Source organism: Limnohabitans sp. T6-5, assembly GCF_003063315.1.
Taxonomy (GTDB): Bacteria; Pseudomonadota; Gammaproteobacteria; order Burkholderiales; family Burkholderiaceae_C; genus Limnohabitans_A.
This window is the reverse complement of the sequence record NZ_NERV01000001.1, coordinates 429,739-454,119: the sequence shown is the minus strand read 5'-3', so window position 1 is coordinate 454,119 and position 24,381 is coordinate 429,739. Positions and strand designations below refer to the sequence as shown.

At 56.5% G+C, this 24,381-nt stretch carries 7 protein-coding genes; all 7 read left to right on the top strand.

Annotation, left to right across the window (positions count from 1 at the left end; translation table 11 throughout):
- Positions 1-30: 30 nt before the first annotated feature.
- The gene (locus tag B9Z51_RS01760; protein WP_146187669.1) at positions 31-14,187 is read left to right on the top strand and encodes a cadherin-like domain-containing protein; all 14,157 of its coding nucleotides are present in this window, start codon (positions 31-33) and stop codon (positions 14,185-14,187) included.
- Positions 14,188-14,231: 44 nt separating this feature from the next.
- The gene (locus tag B9Z51_RS01755) at positions 14,232-16,025 is read left to right on the top strand and encodes a type I secretion system permease/ATPase (RefSeq protein ID WP_146187668.1); all 1,794 of its coding nucleotides are present in this window, start codon (positions 14,232-14,234) and stop codon (positions 16,023-16,025) included.
- Positions 16,022-17,458, top strand: coding sequence for an HlyD family type I secretion periplasmic adaptor subunit (locus B9Z51_RS01750; protein WP_108371265.1), 1,437 nt, complete (start codon positions 16,022-16,024; stop codon positions 17,456-17,458). The genes B9Z51_RS01755 and B9Z51_RS01750 overlap by 4 nt, the downstream gene beginning before the upstream one ends.
- A gap of 201 nt (positions 17,459-17,659) precedes the next feature.
- On the top strand, positions 17,660-18,913 hold the full coding sequence (locus tag B9Z51_RS01745; RefSeq protein WP_108371263.1) for a TolC family protein: 1,254 nt from the start codon (positions 17,660-17,662) through the stop codon (positions 18,911-18,913).
- Positions 18,914-18,944: 31 nt separating this feature from the next.
- Positions 18,945-21,206 carry a hypothetical protein gene (locus B9Z51_RS01740; RefSeq protein ID WP_108371261.1) on the top strand — a complete coding sequence of 754 codons (2,262 nt, stop codon included), beginning with the start codon at positions 18,945-18,947 and terminating at the stop codon, positions 21,204-21,206.
- Positions 21,207-21,527: 321 nt separating this feature from the next.
- A complete protein-coding gene (locus B9Z51_RS01735; RefSeq protein ID WP_108371260.1) occupies positions 21,528-22,499 on the top strand; it encodes a class I SAM-dependent methyltransferase in 972 nt (323 codons plus the stop codon).
- 461 nt (positions 22,500-22,960) lie between these two features.
- On the top strand, positions 22,961-24,376 hold the full coding sequence (locus B9Z51_RS01730; protein WP_158272801.1) for a glycosyltransferase family 4 protein: 1,416 nt from the start codon (positions 22,961-22,963) through the stop codon (positions 24,374-24,376).
- Positions 24,377-24,381 lie beyond the last annotated feature (5 nt).

Here is a 24,381-nt window from a genome sequence, read left to right as displayed (position 1 = left end):
AATCTGGATCCAGCACAGGCAGCAGCCCAGTTGCGTGCTCTGATTGATGAGGAGCTTGCCAGCACCGCTCAGGCGCGAGGCATCGGCGCTGAGCAGCGTTATGCCCTGGAGCAAGAAGCTGCGCAATCACCATCGCTGACGTCATCCGACAATCCATTGCTGGCCAATGCCGATGCAAACGGTTCAGCGAAATCGACAGGCTTTGAATGGCCTGAGTTGAAAATGGGTGAGCAAGGTCTGACGCCATTCGCAGTGATGGGTGGCGGCTTCCTGTTCAGTGCCATGACCATGGGCGGTGGGCCTGCAACCATTGTGGCCAAGGCGGTTTTGTATGCCAACGGCATCGTGGCCGATGGGTACATTTCAGGCTCGATCGTCAAACTGATCGATGCCAACGGCAAGGTCATTGCCACGACCAAAACCGATGCATCGGGGCACTACACATTTGACGAATCTTTGCTCAAGCAAGCCAGCAAAGTTGTGGCGTCGGGTGGTGTGGATACATCAACAGGCCTGAAATTCGAGATTGAACTGAGTGCGCCCTCTGGGGCAACAGTCATCAACCCGTTGACGACACTGGTCCAAAGCTTCATTGACGCGAACCCGGGCATGTCGGCCGCGAATGCCATGCAGGCAGTGCGCACGGCTTTGGGCATTCCAGACAGCCAAGATCTGCTGACGCTTGATCCGATTGCTGCCGCCATGTCAGGCACTGCTGAACAAAAAAGCCTGGCTTTGGCTTTGCAAATCAAAGCTGCTCAAGTGGCCAATTTGCTCATCACGGCATCGTCTGCCATGCGCGCATCCGACCCTGGTTTGTCGATCCAGGATGCCATGGGCAAGATCATCAGTGGCCTGACAAAGCAGATTGCAGATGTTGCAAGTGGGGCTCAAAAGCCCTTTGCACTCAACGACGTTTCCATCATCACCTCGGTGACAGGTCTGTCGGGTGATGCTGTTTTGCTGATCGCAGAAGGCAACACCATCAGTGCGGATTCGTTGGACGGTATTTACGAATTCCAAAAACTGGTTCAAGACGACCTGTCGCACATCCTGAGCCTGGGCGGCACCATGTCCGCAGAAGCATTCCAGAGCCTTAAAGCGCTCTTGCAATTTGTTTCTCATGGTCACAAGGTGGTTGATTTCAAGCTGGCGCCTTCCAGTGACACCAGCCTCAATGGTTCGGCCTTGTTGACCCATGTGGCCGATCCCACCGTCCGTATTGACTTGAAGCCTCTGGCCGATACGGTCAAAGTGGGCGATACGATCAAGCTGACGCAAGAAGGGCATGAGCCCACCACTGTCACGGTGACACCAGAAGACGTGGCGCGTGGGTACATCGATATCCACTTGCCTCCTTTTACAAAAGATGGCTCGGCCACCCTGACGGTGGTTGTGACAGACTCGCAAACGCATGAGGCTGTGGCTTCGGGTGTTGTGGCCATCACGTACGACAGTCATGCTGATGCCCTTGGCGCGCAGATTGCCCCTTATGCCGACCCTGTCGGTGGTGCAGGCAAACCCAATGTGATGATCACGGTAACCGGTCTGGAAGCCGGTGCCGTTTGGCAGTACAGCCTGGACAATGGGGTTACCTGGAGTGCCCAAATCTCTGGCAACACGGCGCCTGTTGCTGCCCCCCTGGGATCTTTTGTCCTCACGCTGCGTCAAATTGACAAGGCGGGCAACGAATCGGCTGCGTCGCACATCAACTTCGAGTACAGCGCTGGTAACTTTGCGCCGGCTTTGACGGGTGCGCAGGCGGTCTTGGTCGATGGCGTAGAAGACCTCAGCACAACTCTCAAAGCATCGGACTTGCTCAAGGGGTATTCAGACGCTGAAAGCCAGAAACTGAGTATCGTCAACCTGATCGCCAAAGGCGATCAGGGCATTGAAATCAAGGTCACTGTCAACAACGACGGCACTTACACACTCACAGCCCCTGCAAACTACAACGGCTCAGTGCATCTGAGTTATGGCGTTAGTGATGGCGTGGCTGTGACTGCGGCCCATCAACTGCTCAACATCAAGGCTGTCAACGACGCCGCGCAAATCAGCGGCACAGCCACAGGCGCTGTGACAGAAGATGCGCAGACGATGACCGCCACCGGCACCTTGGTCATCAGTGATGTGGACACCGGTGAATCAGCCGTCTTGGTACAGACCCAAGTGGCAGGCATCTATGGCAGTTTCAGCATTGGTGCTGATGGGAAGTGGACCTACACGCTGGATAACGCCAAATCGGCTGTGCAAGCGCTGGCTAAAGATGCGACAGTGACCGACACCTTTGCTGTGATCAGCAAAGACGGTACGGCCACGCAAAACGTGGTGATCACAATCACCGGCACGAACGATGCTGCGCAAATCAGCGGCGCCAGTACATCCACACTGAACGAAACCGATGCAGCGCTGACCGCCACAGGCACGCTGACCGCCACCGATGTGGACGGCACCGCCAACCTGTTCCAGGCGCAAACAAACGTTGCAGGCAACCACGGCTACGGCACCTTCAGCGTGAGCTCAGCCGGTGTGTGGACGTACTCGATGGGCAGCGCCCACAACGAGTTCGTTGCAGGCACGGATTACACCGACAGCATCACCGTCAAAGCAGCAGACGGCACTGAACAGGTCGTGACGGTGACGATTACCGGCACGAACGACGCTCCAGCGCTGACCAGCCTCCCCGCCATTCTGAGCGCAGGCGTTGAAGACACCGCCTACACCTTCACTGTCGCACAACTGCTGCAAGGTTACAGCGATGTCGATGGTGGCACGCTGAGCGTGACGAACCTGACAGCAGAGCACGGCACCCTCACGGATGACGGCAAAGGCACCTACACCTTCACGCCCGATGCCAACTACAACGGCCCGGTGGCGCTGAGCTACACCATCAACGATGGTCAAGGCGGCCATACAGCGGTGGAGCAAAGCTTCAGCCTGAGCGCCAGCAACGACGCAGCTGCCTTGACGGGTTCCAAGGCCAGCTTGGCTGCAGGCACAGAAGACCAGTCTTACATCATTCGTGCGGCCGACTTGTTGACCGGTTACAGCGATGCCGATTTGGGCACCCTGCGCGTGACCGAACTGTTGGCTGACCACGGCCAGATCACGGACAACCACGACGGCACCTATACCTTCACGCCTACGGCCAATTACAACGGCGCCGTCACACTGAGCTACATCATTGCCGACGGCCAAGGTGGACACACCGCCGCCACACAAACCTTGAGTTTGGACAGCGTCAACGATGCACCCGCACTGAACGGCGAAGCAGCTGACCTGATCAACGGCCAAGAAGGCCAAGCCTACGAAGTTTCTGCCGCTGATTTGCTCAAGGGTTACAGCGATGTCGAGGGCGATGCGCTGAGCGTGGCCGCCTTGAGTGCCAATCACGGCAGTGTCACTGACAACGGTGACGGCACCTACACCATCACCCCCGATGCGGGTTATGCAGGTCTGGTGACGCTGAACTACAAGGTTGTGGATGCAAACGGCGCGGAAACAGCAGCCAGCCAAAGCTTTGGTCTGTCGGCCAACAACGTGGCGCCAGCCCTGACCGGCACGGCCACACATCTGGCGGCAGGCCAAGAAGACAGCACTTACACCGTGAGCGTGCAAGACCTGCTGACAGGCTACAGCGACCAAGACGGCGGCACACTGGCGGTCGAAAACCTGCGCGTCGATCATGGTCAAGTGCAGTTGACGGCCCCTGGCGTGTACACCATCACACCAGATGCCAACTACAACGGCACGCTGACACTGAGCTACAAAGTGGTGGACGGCCAAGGCGGTCGCACCCATGCCACACAAACCGTCACGCTGGACTCGGTCAACGACGCGCCAGCATTGACCAGCCTGCCTGCCATCCTGGCTGCAGGTTCAGAAGACCAAGCCTACCAAGTCTCTGCGGCGCAACTGCTGCAAGGCTTCAGCGATGTGGACGGTGGCACGCTGAGCGTGGGCGCACTGAGCGCAGACCACGGCACAGTCACAGACAACGGCGATGGCACTTTCACCATCACGCCAGCGTCCAACTACAACGGCGCCGTCACGCTCAGCTACCAAGTGCGCGACGGTCAAGGTGGCGACACATCGGCCAGCCAAAGTTTCAGCCTGAACAGCGTCAACGACGCTCCAGCGCTGACCAGCCTCCCCGCCATTCTGAGCGCAGGCGTTGAAGACACCGCCTACACCTTCACTGTCGCACAACTGCTGCAAGGTTACAGCGATGTCGATGGTGGCACGCTGAGCGTGACGAACCTGACAGCAGAGCACGGCACCCTCACGGATGACGGCCACGGCAACTACAGCTTCACGCCCGATGCCAACTACTACGGCCCGGTGGCGCTGAGCTACACCATCAACGATGGTCAAGGTGGCCATACAGCGGTTGAGCAAAGCTTCAGCCTGAGCGCAGTCAATGATGCGCCGCGACTCGTTGCCGATACCCTGCGTATCACTGAAGGCGCAAGCCAAAGCAGCTATAACTTGCTAACCAACGACAGCGATGTCGAGGGTTCGATTTTGTCCATATCGGGTATCTCCAACGCGAGCCAAGATGCGGTTTCGTTTGATGCGGCGTCGAACACGTACCGCATCGTCACCAGCCATGGCGTATTGACCTTGGGTGTCAATGGCAGCTATAGCTATGAGGCTACCGGTGCAGCCAGCGTGGCCCTGAATGCCGGTGAAAAATTCACAGAGACTTTCACATACACCGTCTTCGATGGTGAGACAACATCCACCAGTACGCTCAAGGTCACCATCGACGGTGCCAGCACAGTCATTGACGGGTATGTTCAAAACGCGACGGTTTTCTACGACCTGAACAACAACCTGATTCAGGACGAAGGCGAAGCGACAGCCACGACGGATGCGTTGGGTCGTTACAGCGTTTCCGTGGATACACCTCTCAGCGGTGGCCGCTGGGTTTCAACGGGTGGTACAGACGCATTCTCTGGCGAGGTCGTTGGTTACCTGTTTGCGCCAGCTGGCTCGTCGGTGATCACGCCCCTGACAACACTCTTGGCCTTTGGGCCTGATGCGCAACGTGCGGCCATCGAGACCAGCATGCTGAAGGTCTTGGGCCTTGACACATTGCTGGCTGATGCAGGCATTTCCAGCGTGACCGATTTTGACCCCATGGCCGCCATCGTGTCGCCCATGGATGGCGCGAGTCTGAGTGCGCTGCAACAGGCCGGTGCTGCGGTGTTTGCTGCTCAGCAGGTCATGATGACCTTGATGCAGACAGCCATCAAGCTGGGTTCTGCGGGCAGCGTGGTGCAGGACATTCAAAGCTCCTTTGCGCATTTGGCCTCCGAAATCAGCCTTGGCCACATGGCGGATGCAGCAACTGCAGAGGGTCGCATGGCACTCCTGCATGCGCTCAATGAAGAGGTCATCTCCTCGATCGTTGCGCATTCGGCATCGATTCCCGACGCTCTGAAATCTGCGATGACACAGGCCGTCAGTGACATGTTGGACCATGTCACGGATGCATTGGTCAAGAATTTCGAAGCCTTGGCCGTTCGACTGGCCAACAGCGCTCATGGTCTGGAGTTGTCTGTCGACGACCAGATCTACATCGCGCTGGCCAAATCGACGGTTGCAGCAGCCCAAACATCGTTGCTCAATGCGATTTCCAACGTTTTGCACAGTGAGCGCCCCTTGCAAGCGGCAGCAAGCTTTGCCACGTCATTTGACGCGCAGATTCAGATTGCCGCCAATGACGGAGTGACTTTGCCTGCACCACCCGGCGATTCTTTGAGCATTGCAGCGGCCAAGGCCTATATTGCCCAGGGATTTGATGTTTCTGGCCACAGCTTGACGGCTCCAAGCATCTCGCTGTCAGACTTCCAAGCACTTCACACTGCCGCGGGCCTGCGTGTGCAGGACGGCGTCGAAATCAATGTGGACGACTTGGGTGTGCCCGGTTACAGCGACGAGATCAATTCCTTGCTGGGCGAAACCGGTCTGCACGCCGTGCTCAACCTGGGCGGCAATGTCAACGAAACAGTCACCATCGATCAAACCCAGGCGATGGGTTTGATCCATGCTGGACTGGACTTTGCAGCGGGCGACACGATCACGCTGAACGTGGACACCCACTCGGCAGCGGGCACGCACCTGAGCAACAGCCTCAAAGACCTGAGCAAGCTGGGCGTGGATGCGATCCAGGTCAACGGCGACCACATCAACGTGGACCTGGGCACAGGCGCCTTTGGCGAGAACGGTGCAGGCGGCGCGAACTTCCAACTGCCTGGCCTGTTTGGTGACCTCAATGGCGACCACGTCCTGAGCGATGCAGAAAACGCCGCTTTGAGCGTGACTTTGAACGCCGCCACCGGTGACGTGGCAGGCATTGCGCACATGGCAGATGCCTTGTCCGCGATGGGCATCGACCACATCAACCTGGGTGGCAGCGACAACGTGTCAGTGAGCATCGATCAGGTCGAGGCGAACGCCTTGATCCATGCTGGACTGGACTTTGCAGCGGGCGACACGATTACGCTGAACGTGGACACAGGGGCTTCGGGCACGCACCTGAGCAACAGCCTCAAAGACCTGAGCAAGCTGGGTGTGGATGCGATCCAGGTCAACGGCGACCACATCAACGTGGACTTGGGCACAGGCGCCTTTGGCGAGAACGGTGCAGGCGGCGCGAACTTCCAACTGCCCGGCCTGTTTGGTGACCTCAATGGCGACCACGTCCTGAGCGATGCAGAAAACGCAGCTCTCAGCGTGACCCTGAACGCCGCCACCGGTGACGTGGCCGGTATTGCCCACATGGCAGACGCCCTGTTAGCGATGGGCATCGACCACATCAACCTGGGCGGCAGCGAGAACGTGTCAGTGAGCATCGATCAGGTCGAGGCGAACGCCTTGATCCATGCTGGACTGGACTTTGCAGCGGGCGACACCATCACGCTGAACGTGGACACAGGGGCTTCGGGCACGCACCTGAGCAACAGCCTCAAAGACCTGAGCAAGCTGGGCGTGGACGCGATCCAGGTCAACGGTGACCACATCAACGTGGACCTGGGCACAGGCGCCTTTGGCGAGAACGGTGCAGGCGGCGCGAACTTCCAACTGCCCGGCTTGTTTGGTGACCTCAATGGCGACCACGTCCTGAGCGATGCAGAAAACGCAGCTCTCAGCGTGACCCTGAACGCCGCCACCGGTGACGTGGCCGGTATTGCCCACATGGCAGACGCCCTGTTAGCGATGGGCATCGACCACATCAACCTGGGCGGCAGCGAGAACGTGTCAGTGAGCATCGATCAGGTCGAGGCCAACGCCTTGATCCATGCTGGACTGGACTTTGCAGCGGGCGACACCATCACGCTGAACGTGGACACAGGGGCTTCGGGCACGCACCTGAGCAACAGCCTCAAAGACCTGAGCAAGCTGGGCGTGGACGCGATCCAAGTCAACGGCGACCACATCAACGTGGACCTGGGCGCAGGCGCCTTTGGCGAGAACGGTGCAGGCGGCGCGAACTTCCAACTGCCTGGCCTGTTTGGTGACCTCAATGGCGACCACGTCCTGAGCGATGCAGAAAACGCAGCTTTGAGTGTGACTTTGAACGCCGCCACAGGTGACGTCGCCGGCATTGCCCACATGGCAGACGCCCTGTCAGCGATGGGCATCGACCACATCAACCTGGGCGGCAGCGAGAACGTGTCAGTGAGCATCGATCAGGTCGAGGCCAACGCCTTGATCCATGCTGGACTGGACTTTGCAGCGGGCGACACCATCACGCTGAACGTGGACACAGGGGCTTCGGGCACGCACCTGAGCAACAGCCTCAAAGACCTGAGCAAGCTGGGCGTGGACGCGATCCAAGTCAACGGCGACCACATCAACGTGGACCTGGGCGCAGGCGCCTTTGGCGAGAACGGTGCAGGCGGCGCGAACTTCCAACTGCCTGGCCTGTTTGGTGACCTCAATGGCGACCACGTCCTGAGCGATGCAGAAAACGCAGCTTTGAGTGTGACTTTGAACGCCGCCACAGGTGACGTCGCCGGCATTGCCCACATGGCAGACGCCCTGTCAGCGATGGGCATCGACCACATCAACCTGGGCGGCAGCGAGAACGTGTCAGTGAGCATCGATCAGGTCGAGGCCAACGCCTTGATCCATGCTGGACTGGACTTTGCAGCGGGCGACACGATTACGCTGAACGTGGACACAGGGGCTTCGGGCACACACCTGAGCAACAGCCTCAAAGACCTGAGCAAACTGGGTGTGGATGCGATCCAGGTCAACGGCGACCACATCAACGTGGACCTGGGCACAGGCGCCTTTGGCGAGAACGGCGCAGGCGGCGCGAACTTCAACCTGCCTGGCTTGTTTGGAGACCTCAACGGCGACCACCAACTGAGCGCAGAAGAAAACGCCGCCTTGAGCGTGACCTTGAACGCCAGTGCAGACGATGTGGCGGGCATTGCACACATGGCGAACGCCTTGTCCGCGATGGGCATCGACCACATCAATCTGGGCGGCAGCGACAACGTGTCAGTGAGCATCGATCAGGTCGAGGCCAACGCCTTGATCCATGCTGGGCTGGACTTTGCAGCGGGTGATGTGATCACGCTGAACGTGGACACAGGGGCTTCGGGCACGCACCTGAGCAACAGCCTCAAAGACCTGAGCAAGCTGGGCGTGGACGCGATCCAAGTCAACGGCGACCACATCAACGTGGACCTGGGCGCAGGCGCCTTTGGCGAGAACGGTGCAGGCGGCGCGAACTTCCAACTGCCTGGCCTGTTTGGTGACCTCAATGGCGACCACGTCCTGAGCGATGCAGAAAACGCCGCTTTGAGCGTGACTTTGAACGCCGCCACCGGTGACGTGGCAGGCATTGCGCACATGGCAGATGCCTTGTCCGCGATGGGCATCGACCACATCAACCTGGGTGGCAGCGACAACGTGTCAGTGAGCATCGATCAGGTCGAGGCGAACGCCTTGATCCATGCTGGACTGGACTTTGCAGCGGGCGACACGATTACGCTGAACGTGGACACAGGGGCTTCGGGCACACACCTGAGCAACAGCCTCAAAGACCTGAGCAAACTGGGTGTGGATGCGATCCAGGTCAACGGCGACCACATCAACTTGGACCTGGGTGCAGGGGCCTTTGGCCAAAATGGCACAGGCGGTGCGAACTTCCAACTGCCAGGCCTGTTTGGTGACCTCAACGGCGACCACGTCCTGAGCGCAGAAGAAAACGCCGCTCTCAGCGTGACCTTGAACGCTTCGGCGGGTGACGTGGCAGGCCTTGCACACATGGCCAACGCCTTGTCCGCGATGGGCATCGACCACATCAATCTGGGCGGCACCGAGAACGTGTCAGTGAGCATCGATCAGGTCGAGGCCAACGCCTTGATCCATGCTGGACTGGACTTTGCAGCCGGTGATGTGATCACGCTGAACGTGGACACCGCTGCATCGGGCACGCACCTGAGCAACAGCCTCAAAGACCTGAGCAAGCTGGGCGTGGACGCGATCCAAGTCAACGGCGACCACATCAACGTGGACCTGGGCGCAGGCGCCTTTGGCGAGAACGGTGCAGGCGGCGCGAACTTCCAACTGCCTGGCCTGTTTGGTGACCTCAATGGCGACCACGTCCTGAGCGATGCAGAAAACGCCGCTTTGAGCGTGACTTTGAACGCCGCCACCGGTGACGTGGCAGGCATTGCGCACATGGCAGATGCCTTGTCCGCGATGGGCATCGACCACATCAACCTGGGTGGCAGCGACAACGTGTCAGTGAGCATCGATCAGGTCGAGGCGAACGCCTTGATCCATGCTGGACTGGACTTTGCAGCGGGCGACACGATTACGCTGAACGTGGACACAGGGGCTTCGGGCACGCACCTGAGCAACAGCCTCAAAGACCTGAGCAAGCTGGGCGTGGACGCGATCCAAGTCAACGGCGACCACATCAACTTGGACCTGGGTGCAGGGGCCTTTGGCCAAAATGGCACAGGCGGTGCGAACTTCCAACTGCCAGGCCTGTTTGGTGACCTCAACGGCGACCACGTCCTGAGCGCAGAAGAAAACGCCGCTCTCAGCGTGACCTTGAACGCTTCGGCGGGTGACGTGGCAGGCCTTGCACACATGGCCAACGCCTTGTCCGCGATGGGCATCGACCACATCAATCTGGGCGGCACCGAGAACGTGTCAGTGAGCATCGATCAGGTCGAGGCCAACGCCTTGATCCATGCTGGACTGGACTTTGCAGCTGGCGACACCATCACGCTGAACGTGGACACCGCTGCATCGGGCACACACCTGAGCAACAGCCTCAAAGACCTGAGCAAGCTGGGCGTGGACGCGATCCAAGTCAACGGCGACCACATCAACGTGGACCTGGGCGCAGGCGCCTTTGGCCAAAATGGCGCAGGCGGCGCGAACTTCCAACTGCCAGGCCTGTTCGGAGACCTCAACGGCGACCACGTCCTGAGCGCAGAAGAAAACGCCGCTCTCAGCGTGACCTTGAACGCTCAAGCCACAGACGTGGCAGGCCTTGCACACATGGCAGACGCCTTGTCCGCGATGGGCATCGACCACATCAACCTGGGCGGCAGCGACAACGTGTCAGTGAGCATCGATCAGGTCGAGGCCAACGCCTTGATCCATGCTGGACTGGACTTTGCAGCCGGTGATGTGATCACGCTGAACGTGGACACGGCTGCATCGGGCACGCACCTGAGCAACAGCCTCAAAGACCTGAGCAAGCTGGGCGTGGACGCGATCCAAGTCAACGGCGACCACATCAACGTGGACCTGGGCACAGGCGCCTTTGGCGAGAACGGTGCAGGCGGCGCGAACTTCCAACTGCCTGGCCTGTTTGGTGACCTCAATGGCGACCACGTCCTGAGCGCAGAAGAAAACGCCGCCTTGAGCGTGACCTTGAACGCCAGTGCAGACGATGTGGCGGGCCTTGCACACATGGCCAACGCCTTGTCCGCGATGGGCATCGACCACATCAACCTGGGCGGCAGCGAGAACGTGTCAGTGAGCATCGATCAGGTCGAGGCCAACGCCTTGATCCATGCTGGACTGGACTTTGCAGCGGGCGACACCATCACGCTGAACGTGGACACAGGGGCTTCGGGCACACACCTGAGCAACAGCCTCAAAGACCTGAGCAAGCTGGGCGTGGACGCGATCCAGGTGACAGGCGGCGACCACATCAACGTGGACTTGGGCGCAGGCGCCTTTGGCGAAAACGGTGCAGGTGGTGCGAACTTCAACCTGCCCGGCCTGTTTGGTGACCTCAACGGCGACCACGTTCTGAGCGAGCGCGAAAACGCCGCTCTCAGCGTGACCTTGAACGCCAGTGCAGACGATGTGGCAGGCATTGCACACATGGCCAACGCCTTGTCGGCGATGGGCATCGACCACATCAACCTGGGCGGCAGCGACAACGTGTCAGTGAGCATCGATCAGGTCGAGGCCAACGCCTTGATCCATGCTGGACTGGACTTTGCAGCGGGCGACACCATCACGCTGAACGTGGACACGGCTGCATCGGGCACACACCTGAGCAACAGCCTCAAAGACCTGAGCAAGCTGGGCGTGGACGCGATCCAGGTGACAGGCGGCGACCACATCAACGTGGACCTGGGCGCAGGCGCCTTTGGCGAAAACGGTGCAGGCGGTGCGAACTTCCAACTGCCCGGCCTGTTCGGTGACCTCAATGGCGACCACTTCTTGAGCGATGCAGAAAACGCCGCCTTGAGCGTGACTTTGAACGCTCAAGAGGGTGACGTGGCCGGTATTGCGCACATGGCAGACGCCCTGTCGGCGATGGGTATTGACCACATCAACCTGGGCGGCAGCGAGAACGTGTCAGTGAGCATCGATCAGGTCGAGGCCAACGCCTTGATCCATGCTGGACTGGACTTTGCAGCGGGCGACACCATCACGCTGAACGTGGACACGGCTGCATCGGGCACACACCTGAGCAACAGCCTCAAAGACCTGAGCAAGCTGGGCGTGGACGCGATCCAGGTGACAGGCGGCGACCACATCAACGTGGACCTGGGCGCAGGCGCCTTTGGCGAGAACGGTGCAGGCGGTGCGAACTTCCAACTGCCAGGCCTGTTTGGTGACCTCAACGGCGACCACGTCCTGAGCGCAGAAGAAAACGCCGCTCTCAGCGTGACCTTGAACGCCAGTGCAAACGACGTGGCGGGCCTTGCACACATGGCAGGCGCCTTGTCCGCGATGGGCATCGACCACATCAACCTGGGCGGCAGCGACAACGTGTCAGTGAGCATCGATCAGGTCGAGGCCAACGCCTTGATCCATGCTGGACTGGACTTTGCAGCCGGTGATGTGATCACGCTGAACGTGGACACGGCTGCATCGGGCACGCACCTGAGCAACAGCCTCAAAGACCTGAGCAAGCTGGGCGTGGACGCGATCCAAGTCAACGGCGACCACATCAACGTGGACCTGGGCGCAGGCGCCTTTGGCGAGAACGGTGCAGGCGGTGCGAACTTCCAACTGCCCGGCTTGTTCGGTGACCTCAACGGCGACCACGTCCTGAGCGCAGAAGAAAACGCCGCTCTCAGCGTGACCTTGAACGCTCAAGCCACAGATGTGGCAGGCCTTGCACACATGGCAGACGCCTTGTCCGCTATGGGCATCGACCACATCAATCTGGGCGGCAGCGAGAACGTGTCAGTGAGCATCGATCAGGTCGAGGCCAACGCCTTGATCCATGCTGGACTGGACTTTGCAGCGGGCGACACCATCACGCTGAACGTGGACACGGCTGCATCGGGCACACACCTGAGCAACAGCCTCAAAGACCTGAGCAAGCTGGGCGTGGATGCGATCCAGGTGACAGGCGGCGACCACATCAACGTGGACCTGGGCACAGGCGCCTTTGGCCAAAATGGCACAGGCGGTGCGAACTTCCAACTGCCAGGCCTGTTCGGTGACCTCAACGGCGACCACGTCCTGAGCGCAGAAGAAAACGCCGCCTTGAGCGTGACCTTGAACGCCAGTGCAGACGATGTGGCGGGCATTGCACACATGGCGAACGCCTTGTCCGCGATGGGCATCGACCACATCAATCTGGGCGGCAGCGACAACGTGTCAGTGAGCATCGATCAGGTCGAGGCCAACGCCTTGATCCATGCTGGACTGGACTTTGCAATGGCCGATGCAATTGATTTCCATGCATCGGGTACACATCTGTCGACAAGTTTGAAAGACCTTCAGAAGCTGGGTGTTGATACCGTCACCACGCAGCATGGTGCGGTCAATCTGGAATTGGGTGACCATGGGGTATTGACTTCTGGATCACTGCCTCACTTCGATACGCAGCTGGATGTCACTTTGAATCTTGCTGATCAGTCGCTGAACGATATTTCGCCAGTTGCTCAGGCTTTGGCAGATGCGGGCATCGATCACATCACTTTGTCCCAAGGTCAATTGGGAGATCTGACGAGCGATGCAGCAACTTTTGCCTTGATCAATGCGGGTATTGACTTCAACGTGATCGTTGATTCGGTACCTGCCTATGCACGTGGCATGACCACACTCGATGATGTTGTCAACATCATGAACAATGGTGTCGACATTTTGCATGGCATGTTGGAGTCTGACGCCAGCATGGGAGATTTGATCCGTTCGCTGCAAGACGCAGGTGTCCGCAGCATCGAGCTGGCCACACCAGATTTGGTCACGGTTGGTGACGATTTGGCCTCTGCGCTTCACGCCGCAGGCATGCTGGAAGCGTTGCCTCAAGCAGGTGTGGAGATCGACGCTGTTGCGGCAGACCATATGCAAACCACATTCAAGGCTTTGGCCGAATTGGGCGTTGACCATGTGTTGACCAGCCAAATCTCGCCAGTGCATGTTGACGCAGGCACAAGCAATGTCAGTGACTTGGTTGATTTGATTGGTCACTTCGCCAGCGACTCTGTGCCAGGTACCACCAAAGCCATTTTTGATCATGGTGCAGAGCTTGATTTTGGTCAGATCAGTGCCAGCGATGTTCAGACATTGCAGCAGATCCTTGAGAACGGTGTTTCCGATCAATTGGCCCAATTGGGCGTGACCAAGGTTGTGGCACAGTACGTCTTGCCGCCAGTCGAGTTCTTGGGCGGTAGTGAGCAACAGGTGGATGTGTTCGCGATGGATATCGTTAAGAAGTCTGTCTGATAATTTGATTTCTAAAGTATTAAAAATTGGCGCACAATTTGAACATGTCTGATCAAAAAGCCAATATTCAAACAACTGGTGACAAACGACCAGTTCGCAAAGTCCTGATGCAGGCGCGTCAGGCTTTCATTTTTGCAATGGGTCTGACTTTTGTCATCGACTTACTCAGCATCACTCCACTCCTGTACATGATGAACGCGTATGACCGCGTCCTGTCCAGTCGCAGTGGCGTCACCTTGGTGTCGCTCACGACCGTAGTCATTGCTTTCTATGTGTTTTGGTCCGCGTTGGAGTGGATTCGCTCACGTCTTTTGATTCGCTTGTCCCTGCGTATTGACTGGGACTTGGCTGCAGACGTGTTCGACGCCTCATTTCGTCGCTATGTCGGTCGCAAAAATGTCAACGTTCAACAGCTGCTCGGCGACTTGCAGTCACTGCGGCAGTTCTTGACCGGTGCGCCATTACTTGCTTTACTTGATGCGCCATTTGCATTGATTTTTATTGTCATAGGTGCATTTTTTCATCCCTATTTGGCGGTTTTTGCATTTTGTGCGTCGCTCTTGATGCTTGTCGTCAGCTACCTCACCACCAAAGTCACCACCCCTATCCTCAAGGAAGCCAACAACGCCAATGCTGAAGCCAGTCGCGTGGCGGGCAACAGCCTGCGTCATGCCGAGGCTACATTGGCCCTGGGTATGCTGGGTGCAGTGCGACAACGCTGGTATGACCAACACCGCACCTACTTGACGAACCAGGTCAATGCCAGTGAAGCCACAGGGCTCATGGGGGGCGTGTCTGGGTTCTTACAAAAGGCATTGCCCTCATTGCAAATGGCACTGGGTGTTTTTTTGGCCATGGAAGGCTTGATCACTGGCGGCATGATCATGGTTGCCAGCATGTTGATCAGCAAATCTGTGTCGCCCATCCAAAAACTGGTCGGACACTGGAAAGACATCGTCACAGCCCGCCAAGCTTATGACCGGTTGAATGAACTGCTGGCCGATGATTTTGAAAACACTCAAAAAATGCAACTGCCGGCACCGCAGGGCAAGCTGGATGTCTCCAAAGCCGTTGGTATCCCGCCAGGTCACAACAAACCTGTGCTGGCAGACATTAATTTTTCCCTGTCCCCCGGTGAGGTGCTGGCCGTTGTAGGACCGAGTGCGGCGGGCAAGTCGTCGCTGGCCAAAATGCTCATGGGCCTGTGGAAGCCTGCAACAGGCTCCATCCGCCTTGACGGCGTAGAACTCAATGACTGGAGTCACGACGAAGTGGGGCCCTTGGTGGGCTATGTTCCTCAGGAAATCGACTTCTTCGAAGGCAGCGTGGCCGATAACATTGCCCGTCTGGGCGAGGTAGAACCCGCCAAAGTGGTCTTGGCCGCCCAGTTGATCGACATGCACGAAACAATCCTGACCTTCCCTAAAGGTTACGACACGCAGCTGGGTGAAACAGGCTTTGCCTTGTCCGGTGGGCAGCGTCAACGCTTGGCCATTGCTCGCGCCGTCTATGGCATGCCCAAATATGTGGTCATGGACGAACCCAACTCCAACCTCGACGAGATCGGCGAAAGCGCGTTGGTCAAAACCGTGCAGGCGCTCAAAGCCAGTGGCTCGACCGTGGTCCTGACCACGCACCGGCCTCGTTTGGTCGGGGTGGTCGACAAAATGCTCGTACTCAAAGCCGGTCGACAAGTCGCCTTTGGTGATGCCCGCGAAATGCTCGACGCTGTGCGCAAGCTGCAAGTGGTCCCCACTGAAGGTGCTACAGCATCTGATGTACCTTTGCCAGTACCTGGGGCACCCATCGTACCAACTTTGCAGGTGGCAAAGTCATGAGCGCCGAGACTCCAGTTATTCCGCAAACCTCATCCACAAATATTTCAGAGCCCAACGAAGCTCAATCAAATGCCACGACCAAGCCCGGCTTCTGGGCCAGACTCGATGCCAGCCTGAGCCGTTGGGTCCAAGGCTGGAATCCCTACGAACCCAGCAAACTCAGCCACCACGGCCTGCAACCGGTTCAGGTCGAAGAGTCTGCAATCCGTCGCAAAGCTGCCAGCTTCTTTTTGATCTTCTTTGGCGTCTTCCTGGCCTGGGCGTTTTTGGCTCCGATTGATGCCGGTGTGACCGTGCCGGGCAACGTCTCTGTGCTGGGCAACCGCAAAACCGTACAACATCCCACGGGTGGCGTGGTCGAAGAAATCAACGTGACCGAAGGGGCTGAAGTCAAACAAGGCGATGTCCTCTTGCGTGTCAACCCGCTCAAGACCGAAGTCGAAATGACGGGGGCAGAGCTCACCTACATCAACCTGCTGGCCTCTGAATCACGACTCAAGGCTGAGCGCGACAACCTGGGCGGCATCAACTGGTCGGATGAATTGCGCAAACGCTTCAAACCCGGAGATGCCCGCGTTGAAGAAGCCAAGAAGCTGCAAATTCAATTGTTCAACTCTCGCCGGTCCGAGTACAACAGTCAGGTGGCCAGCCTCAACGAGCAAATCACCGGCCTCAGTGCAGTTCTCAAATCCCGTCAAATCCAGGCCCGAACGCTTGATGAGGAAATGAAAAACACCCGAGAGCTGGCCAAAAACGGCTTCGTGCCGCAGAACCAGGCCAACCAGGCCGAGCGGCAAAAAAGTGACATCGACTCCAGCCTGGCCAATACCCAAGCCGACATCTCGCGTGCCCGCTTGCAAATCAGCCAAGTGCGCAGTGCCTTGCTCAAGGACATCGACAATCAGCTGCAAGACATCCAAAAAAACCGCGACGCCATGTCCAGCCGTCTGGACTCCGCCAAATTTGACCGTGAATTGGCAGAAATCAAAGCCCCCGTCAGTGGCAGCGTGGTGGGCCTGAAGGTGTTTACGGTGGGCGGCATCATCACCAGCGGTCTGGTCCTGATGGAAATCGTGCCCAAAGATGAAAAGCTCGTCGTACAAGCCAAGATTCCCAACTCCATCATCGACAAAGTCCGTGTGGGCATGCCCACCGACATGCGTTTTACCGGATTCAACCAGGTGACCACCCCCGTCATTCCCGGCGTGGTCAAAGTGGTCGGTGCCGACAAAGAGCCCGCAACGAACCCCCAAGAGGGTGAGTTTTATTTGGCTCAAGTCGAAACAACACCCGAAGGCATCGCTCTTTTGGCCGGTCTCAAAGTACAGCCTGGCATGTCGGTCGATGTGGTCATCAAAGCCGGTGAACGGTCATTCATGAGCTATTTGCTCAAGCCCTTGTCCGACAAAATGGCCCGAGCCTTCAAGGATTGATCATTTGTTGCGCGTATGTAGGCTTGCATTTGGTCATCCACTACAAGTCTTAATTTTTTAGTTATAAAGTATCTATTTTAGAAACGAGAGCGCTCAAATATGATGATCTAGCTTTGGTTTTTGGTCGAGAACTCAAAAAAATTAGTTTAATACTATAAAATTTGCCAATCATTGTTGAATTTGTTGGGGTGTATTCAAAATATGGTAATTTTGAAAAAAGTGCTGGTGGCACTCTCCACTGCGGTAGCTATGGCGAATCAGGTGTTTGCGCAAAATTTGCCGCTTGACTTCGAAAAAGCCCAAAGCTTTGACCCCACTTACCAGTCAGCCAAAGCTGACTTTGAAGTCGGTCAACGCAATGTCAAGCAAGCGCGCTCAGTTTTCTTCCCTGAGGCCAACTTCAGCACCCAACGCCTGGCCACAGACACGGGCAGCCGTACCACCTTCACGGTGTCTCAGCCTTTGCTGGATGCACAACGCTGGATGATGCTGGGCCAGGCTGCCCCCCAGCAACTGCTGGCCGAAGTCAACCTGCAGGGCAAGCGCCAAGACTTGGCCATACGCTTGGTCAAAGCCGCCAACGCCATCATCCTGGCCAATGAAAACATCAAGCTCAACGGCGCCAAAATGGAAGCGCTTGACCAGCAAGCCCTGGCCGCCAAGCGCAAACAAGAACTGGGGCAGGGCACCATCACCGACTTGCGCGACATTGAAGTCAAGGCCAGCCAAGCCAAAGCACAGCAGCTGACTTTCAAAACCCAACTGCAAAACGCCCTCAAGCAATATGAAGCCATCACCGGCGTCATGCCACAGGCCAGTGACTTTGTTTTGCCCACCACCCACGGCTCCTACGGCCTTCGCCCCTTGCAAGACTACACGCAAGTGGCGCTGAGCTCCGGCCCCAACGTTTTGGGCGCTCGCTACAACGTGGAAATTGCCGAATACGAAGTCAAAAAAATCAAGGCCAGTTTCTTGCCTGCAGTAACTGCCCAATATTCCTACAGCAAGACCACAGGTGCAGCCACAGTCAACAACTATGTCGGTGTGGGCTTATCGGTGCCACTGAAAGCAGGCACCCTGTATGGCATGGACGCCGCGCAAGCCGGCGTTGTCAAAGCCCAGGAAAGCTTGCGCGAAACCGAATCCAAAATCCGGTTGGAAGCAGACCGGTTGGCCGCCTTGGTGGCCACTGGCATAGAAGCCCTGCGCATTCAGCGCGAAGCCATGGCCGCAGCCGAGCTCAGTGTGGAAGCCAACCGCCAAAGTTACCAAGGCGGTGTGCGCACAGCAGTAGACGTCATCAACGCAATCCAGACGTCGTTTCAGGTCAAAAGCGACTATTTCACCCTGGCTACCACGCAGTCAGAAAACATCCTCAGCTTGATTCTGTTGGCGGCAACAGACCCCCAAGACGCAGTGACAGAAACCTACCGCTACCTGTTTGCAAAACAGTGATGGCTGATCAAGTGGTGCAAAAGGACAGATCTTGAAGCTCATCGGCAAAGAAGCCCAAAAAAAGATAGACATCCAAATTCAAAGCTTGCAAGAACAAGTCGAGAATTTGCAACAAACTCTGCGCAGCAATGAGTTTGTGGTGTTGGGTGCAACCCATGAACTGGCAGAACTTAAGCCGCAATATGCGCAGCTGCTGGACACCAAAGACGCGCTTGAACAAAAGCTGGCTGAGCAAACCAGCGAAATGCAAGCATTGCAGTCGCAGCTTCAATCGCAGCAAGCCAAACTGCAAGCTTTGCAGGCACAGCTCAACACATCCGAAGCCGCCGTGTCTGCCAGCAAGGCAGAGGCAGACAAGCTTAAAAACGATCAGTCGGCAAACAGCAGGCAACTGCAAGATCAAATCGACAAACTCAACCAAGCCCTGGCAGCAAGTCAAAAAGCTCACAAAGACAGTGAATCGCTGCTCAATGCCAGCAAATCAGAAACAGACAAAGCCCGTGCAAGCGAGTTGGCCGTCAGCCAGCAATTGAAAGAACAGACCGACAAGCTCAACCAGGAATTGGCAATCAGTCAAAAAGCGGTTAAAGATGCTCAAGCGCTCGTGACTGCAAGCAAGGCAGAAGCCGATAAGCTCAAAGCGAATCAAACAACAAGCCATCTGCAATTGCAGGAGCAATTGAACAAACTGACGCAAGACTTAGAGGCAAACCAAAAGAAGCAAAAAAGCACAGAAGAGGCCTTGTCCGCAGCCAAAGCCCATGCAGAGCAACTGACAAAAGCCAAAACTGAAGCAGAACAACTGAGCCATCAATCCTTGGCTCAATCTAAAGCAGAGTCTGATGCCCTGCGGCAGGAAAAAAGCAAATTAGCGGCAGAAAAGGACGACTTGGCGAACAAGCTGGCCAAGCTGCAATCCATGCCCAAAATGGATGAGGCCACCCAAAAAGCATTGCTTGACGCCAAATCTCAGTTAGAAACCAAAACCAAAGAATTGACCACCACTCAGGCAGAGCGCGACAAACTTTCCAAGCAAGTCAAGCAAGCCAGTGCGAAATACGAAGACAGCCATCAAGAAAATGAATTGTTGCTGTTGCAACTCATGCAAGCACAAGAAGAGCTGGTGGAGTATTACGAAGAAAAAGGCCGTTTTGAGCAGCTTTATGAAGCCTATAAAAACCGTTGGACCCGCCTGGAAGAACGGCACCCCAACTATGTGGATTTTGGCTCTGTAGAACTGCTGGCTTTTGACAGCGTTTCCGAGGTGCCTTCCATCACCTGGCGCGTCAAAGACTATGCCCAAGCCGGGCTCGTTTTGCCAGAGTTTTTGTTTCAAACAGTGTTGCAGCAAGGCCAGCCGGGCATTGGCTTGGTCGCAGATGAGCAAGCCCTGGCAAAAGACGACTCGGCGCTCGTGCCCAAACTCATCTCTACCAGCACGGTGCAAGTGGAAAAGTTTTTGCGCCTGAGCACCACGGATTTTCGTCATCTCACGGCAGGGGCCAGCATATTGGCCCAACTGGAAACCACGCAGTGGCAAGGCATCGACGTTCCAGCGGGATTTGACCCCAACTTCTGGCGTCCATCCCTCAAGTTGTTGTCCACCCAGTTGTTGGCTTTGCCAGCCGTGCTGCGCTATGACGCCGTCAAACTCAAGCGCGAACTCATCAACCCCGACTACGAACACCTGTGGATCGAGTTGCACGGCATGACCCATGGCGGCCGCACATGGAAAAAGTTTGAAACCCGTTTAGGCGCGGCCCTTGTTCAAGACGGTGGTTTCTCTCAGTTCCCCAAATTTGAAATCCCACTCATTGATGGCAAACACAAGCCGTTTGACAGCTGGTATGCCGAATCGCAAGACGATTCGGGCGCCAAGCTGGAGCTGCGCTTTTCGATAGAAAAAAACATTTTTGATGCGGCAGTCTTTGCCAAACTCAGCGAAGCAGATCGTTTGCTGCTTGTCCGTTTGATCTATGCATTTCCAGAAGTGCTTAAACGGCTTGAGGCCCAGCACGCCTCCATCCATCGCCCCTGGGCCACCTGGATCGACTTTGCTGCCAAGTCAATCGCTGTGCTGGAATTGCAAAAGCAAGCGACCAATCCATTGCCTACGGCCAAGCAAAATGCACAAACCACTGATGCTGGTGGCGAACCGCCATCTGCACAAGCGCAAGATGCTGTCCGGCGAATTCAAACCAACAGACCCAGCGGCCCCAAAGTGATCAGCGTTGGCAGCAAAGCACCCGGCGCAGCCCCTGCCAAACGCCCCGCAAGCAAAAGTAAACCTTAAATCCATCAGTACATCTGTCCCCGTAGGTCGGTAGCTTTAGCTCCGACATTGGTAGTTCAGCAAAGACCCCCGTAGGTCGGTAGCTTTAGCTCCGACATGGCTAGTTGAGCAAAGACCCCTGTCAGCTCTGTTGCCAGCGCCAAACAACATCTTTGAACATTCAACACCCCTCAGGGCAGACCCAAAAAACCGCCTCAAAAAAATTCAAACATTCGTCAGTGAATCGACAAGCATAAAAAATGCTTCAAAATTAATCGATAATCACAAAATGTGTCGACTTCATAGAAGTCGACTGACGAAAACCAAAATTCGCTATTCAAATTGAGCACTCCAGAAGAAGTCACCTTGGCCTATCAGTTGTTTTTGGGTCGAGACCCCGAAAACACCGACGTGGTCAACAACCTCTGCCAAACCGCGCAGACCCCCAAACATCTGCGCGACATTTTCATCAAGTCGCCAGAGTTCCTTCAGCGCATGACTGAAGTACTGCAAAAACCCCAGGCCATCCGCCAACGCCACCCCTTCACGCTGCCCAAAATACCGGTTGAAACCATCGTCTCAGACGATGCCATGGACCAAATGTTTGACCGCATTCACAAAGAGTGGGAACACTTGGGCCAAACCGAACCCTATTGGTCCGTGGTCACGCAACCCCAGTACTACCAGGCAGAGTTTGAAGCCCACCGCGAACAGTTCTACACCTCGGGCAATTACACCAGCCAGATCTTTTTGGCCACCTTGCGCCGTTGCGGTGTGAACCCGGCCCAGCTGCACACCTGCCTCGAGGTGGGTTGTGGCGTGGGGCGCGTGACCGGATATTTGGCCGCTGCATTTGCCAAGGTCATTGCGGCAGATATCTCCAGCCAGCACATTGCCATCGCCAAAAACCACCTGCAAAGCAAAGAGATTCACAACGTTGAATTTCAACACTGGCACAAGGTTCAACAAATGCACCAGTTGCCGCAGGTTGATGCGATCCTTTCGGTCATCACCCTGCAGCACAACCCGCCACCCGTCATGGCCTGGATGTTGAAAACCTTGCTGACTCAACTGCGCTCTGGGGGGGTGGCCTATATACAGATACCCACCTACCGCAACGGCTACTTTTTTGAGGTGGAGCGGTACTTGCACTCCACCCCCCCCAACACGCTGGAGATGCACTTTTTGCCGCAGCAAGAAGTCTTTCGCATCATGACTGAAGCGGGTTGCCATTGCCTGGAAGTGCGAGAAGACGGCATGGTCGGGGCAGAAGACCAAATGCTCTCCAACAGTTTTGTGTTTCAAAAGGCCTGATGCCCGCTGCTGTCGCCATTGCTGAACCCATCGCCAAAGCGGACACAGCGCGGCAAACGCCTGCACAACAGCTGCCCAAAGCCGTTCTCGACGTCAAGCTGGCCAAACAGTTTGCCTGGCTCTTGCGCAAGGACGTGCGCGACGTCTACACCACGCAAGACAACCCCGGTTTTGACGAATGGTGGCTCATCAAAGGCCGCATGGAGTTTCCTGCATGGGCAGACGACCTGCCACCAAGCACGCTGAACGCTTTGTTTGAACCTGCTGGCACAGCCAATATGGGCGGGCTGACCCTTCAGGTCCCCAAGGTCGTGTCCATGCTGGCCAAGCACAGGCCTGATGCTGTCAAAGAACTTAGCCTCAATGGACAGCTCAACCCGCAAAAGTTTGTTGCCTGGGCATTGGCCCGTGGGCTGAGCGAACACAAGCTGGCGCAACACGCCCCCCGAAGCCTGCTTGTCATGCTGGACCAAGCCCTGCCGGCCCATACAGACACCACAATGCCCGCAGCATCATTGCTCATGTATTTGCTTTGGTCATTGCTGGACGAATCCACCCAAAAGGCCAAAGACATACACACCCTTGCTGGGCGGCAGTCATTCATGCTGTGGTTTTTTGGTGTGGCGCCCCAACTGGGCTTGGTGCCACTGATTGCAGGGCGTTGGTTGTCATGGTTGCAAAGCGCAGAAGCCACGCAGCATTTAGGCCAGTCAGCCATGCCATTGGCCAACAGTTTGCGCAATGCCAAAGAGCAAACAACAGCAAACACACCCAGCCCAAGCACCGCGGCTGACAAACCCTTTGGCCTGAACATCTATGGCTTCGCCTACGGCGAGCTGGGTATTGGCGAAGACCTGCGCATGGCCGTGGAATGCTGCGAAGCCGCAGGCATTGCCTACCATGTGGTGAATGTGGATGCGGGCGACGCCCGCCAAGCCGACCTGCACCTCAAGGGCAAGGTGAGCGACGGCACAGAGCTGCCCCCTTACAACACCAACCTGTTTTGCCTGCCCGCGTTTGATACCGTCAGCCGCGTGTTTATGCAAAAAGGCGCAGCCGTGTTTGAAGGCTATCGCAACATCGGCTGGTGGCCGTGGGAGCTGGCTGTATTCCCCAAAGCATGGAAACCCTATGCCTTTGATCTGGTAGACGAGGTGTGGGCCAGCAGCCAGTTTTTGTATGACATGTATCAGCAGTCCACAGACAAGCCTGTGAAGCTAGTGCCCTTGGCCGTGAGCGTAGCGCGCATGAAACCCTACCCACGCAAGCACTATGGCCTGCCTGAGAAAAAGTTCTTGTTTCTGTACATCTTTGACTTCAACTCATCCGTGGCCCGCAAAAACCCCATGGCTGCTGTGCAGGCATTTAAGCAGGCCTTTAAGCCCACCGACAACACCGTGGGCTTGGTGCTGAAAACCATGAACACCAAGCCAAACAACCCTGAATGGCAGGCTTTCTTAAAAGAATGCCAAACCGACAAGCGCATACAGCTGATTACCGAAACCCTAGACCGACCGGAAGTGCTGGGCCTGATCAATGCCTGCGATGCCTATGTGTCGTTGCACAGGGCAGAGGGGTTTGGGCGGACTTTGGCTGAGGCTATGTTATTGGGCAAGCCCGTCGTGGCTACCAATTACTCGGGCAATGTTGACTACATGACTCAGAGTTCAACCTATCTCGTAGACGCTAAGTTAATTAATGTCAAAGATTCTGAATATCAATGGTCAGATTTAGAAGATAAGCAAGTATGGGCCGATGTTTCTATCTCTTCAGCTGCCAGTCAACTTATTAAATCAATTGAAAATAAACCGGAAAAATCTTTATTTAACTTTTCACCAAAGCGAATTTCAGAAATTCTTACAGAAGCTTTGCATTAGTAGCA

What these genes read in the sequence shown, in the direction of transcription:
- B9Z51_RS01755 (WP_146187668.1), top strand. Translation starts at nt 14,232, where the DNA reads ATGTCTGATCAAAAAGCCAATATTCAAACAACTGGTGACAAACGACCA.
- B9Z51_RS01750 (WP_108371265.1), top strand. Translation starts at nt 16,022, where the DNA reads ATGAGCGCCGAGACTCCAGTTATTCCGCAAACCTCATCCACAAATATT.
- B9Z51_RS01745 (WP_108371263.1), top strand. Translation starts at nt 17,660, where the DNA reads ATGGTAATTTTGAAAAAAGTGCTGGTGGCACTCTCCACTGCGGTAGCT.
- B9Z51_RS01730 (WP_158272801.1), top strand. Translation starts at nt 22,961, where the DNA reads ATGCTGGACCAAGCCCTGCCGGCCCATACAGACACCACAATGCCCGCA.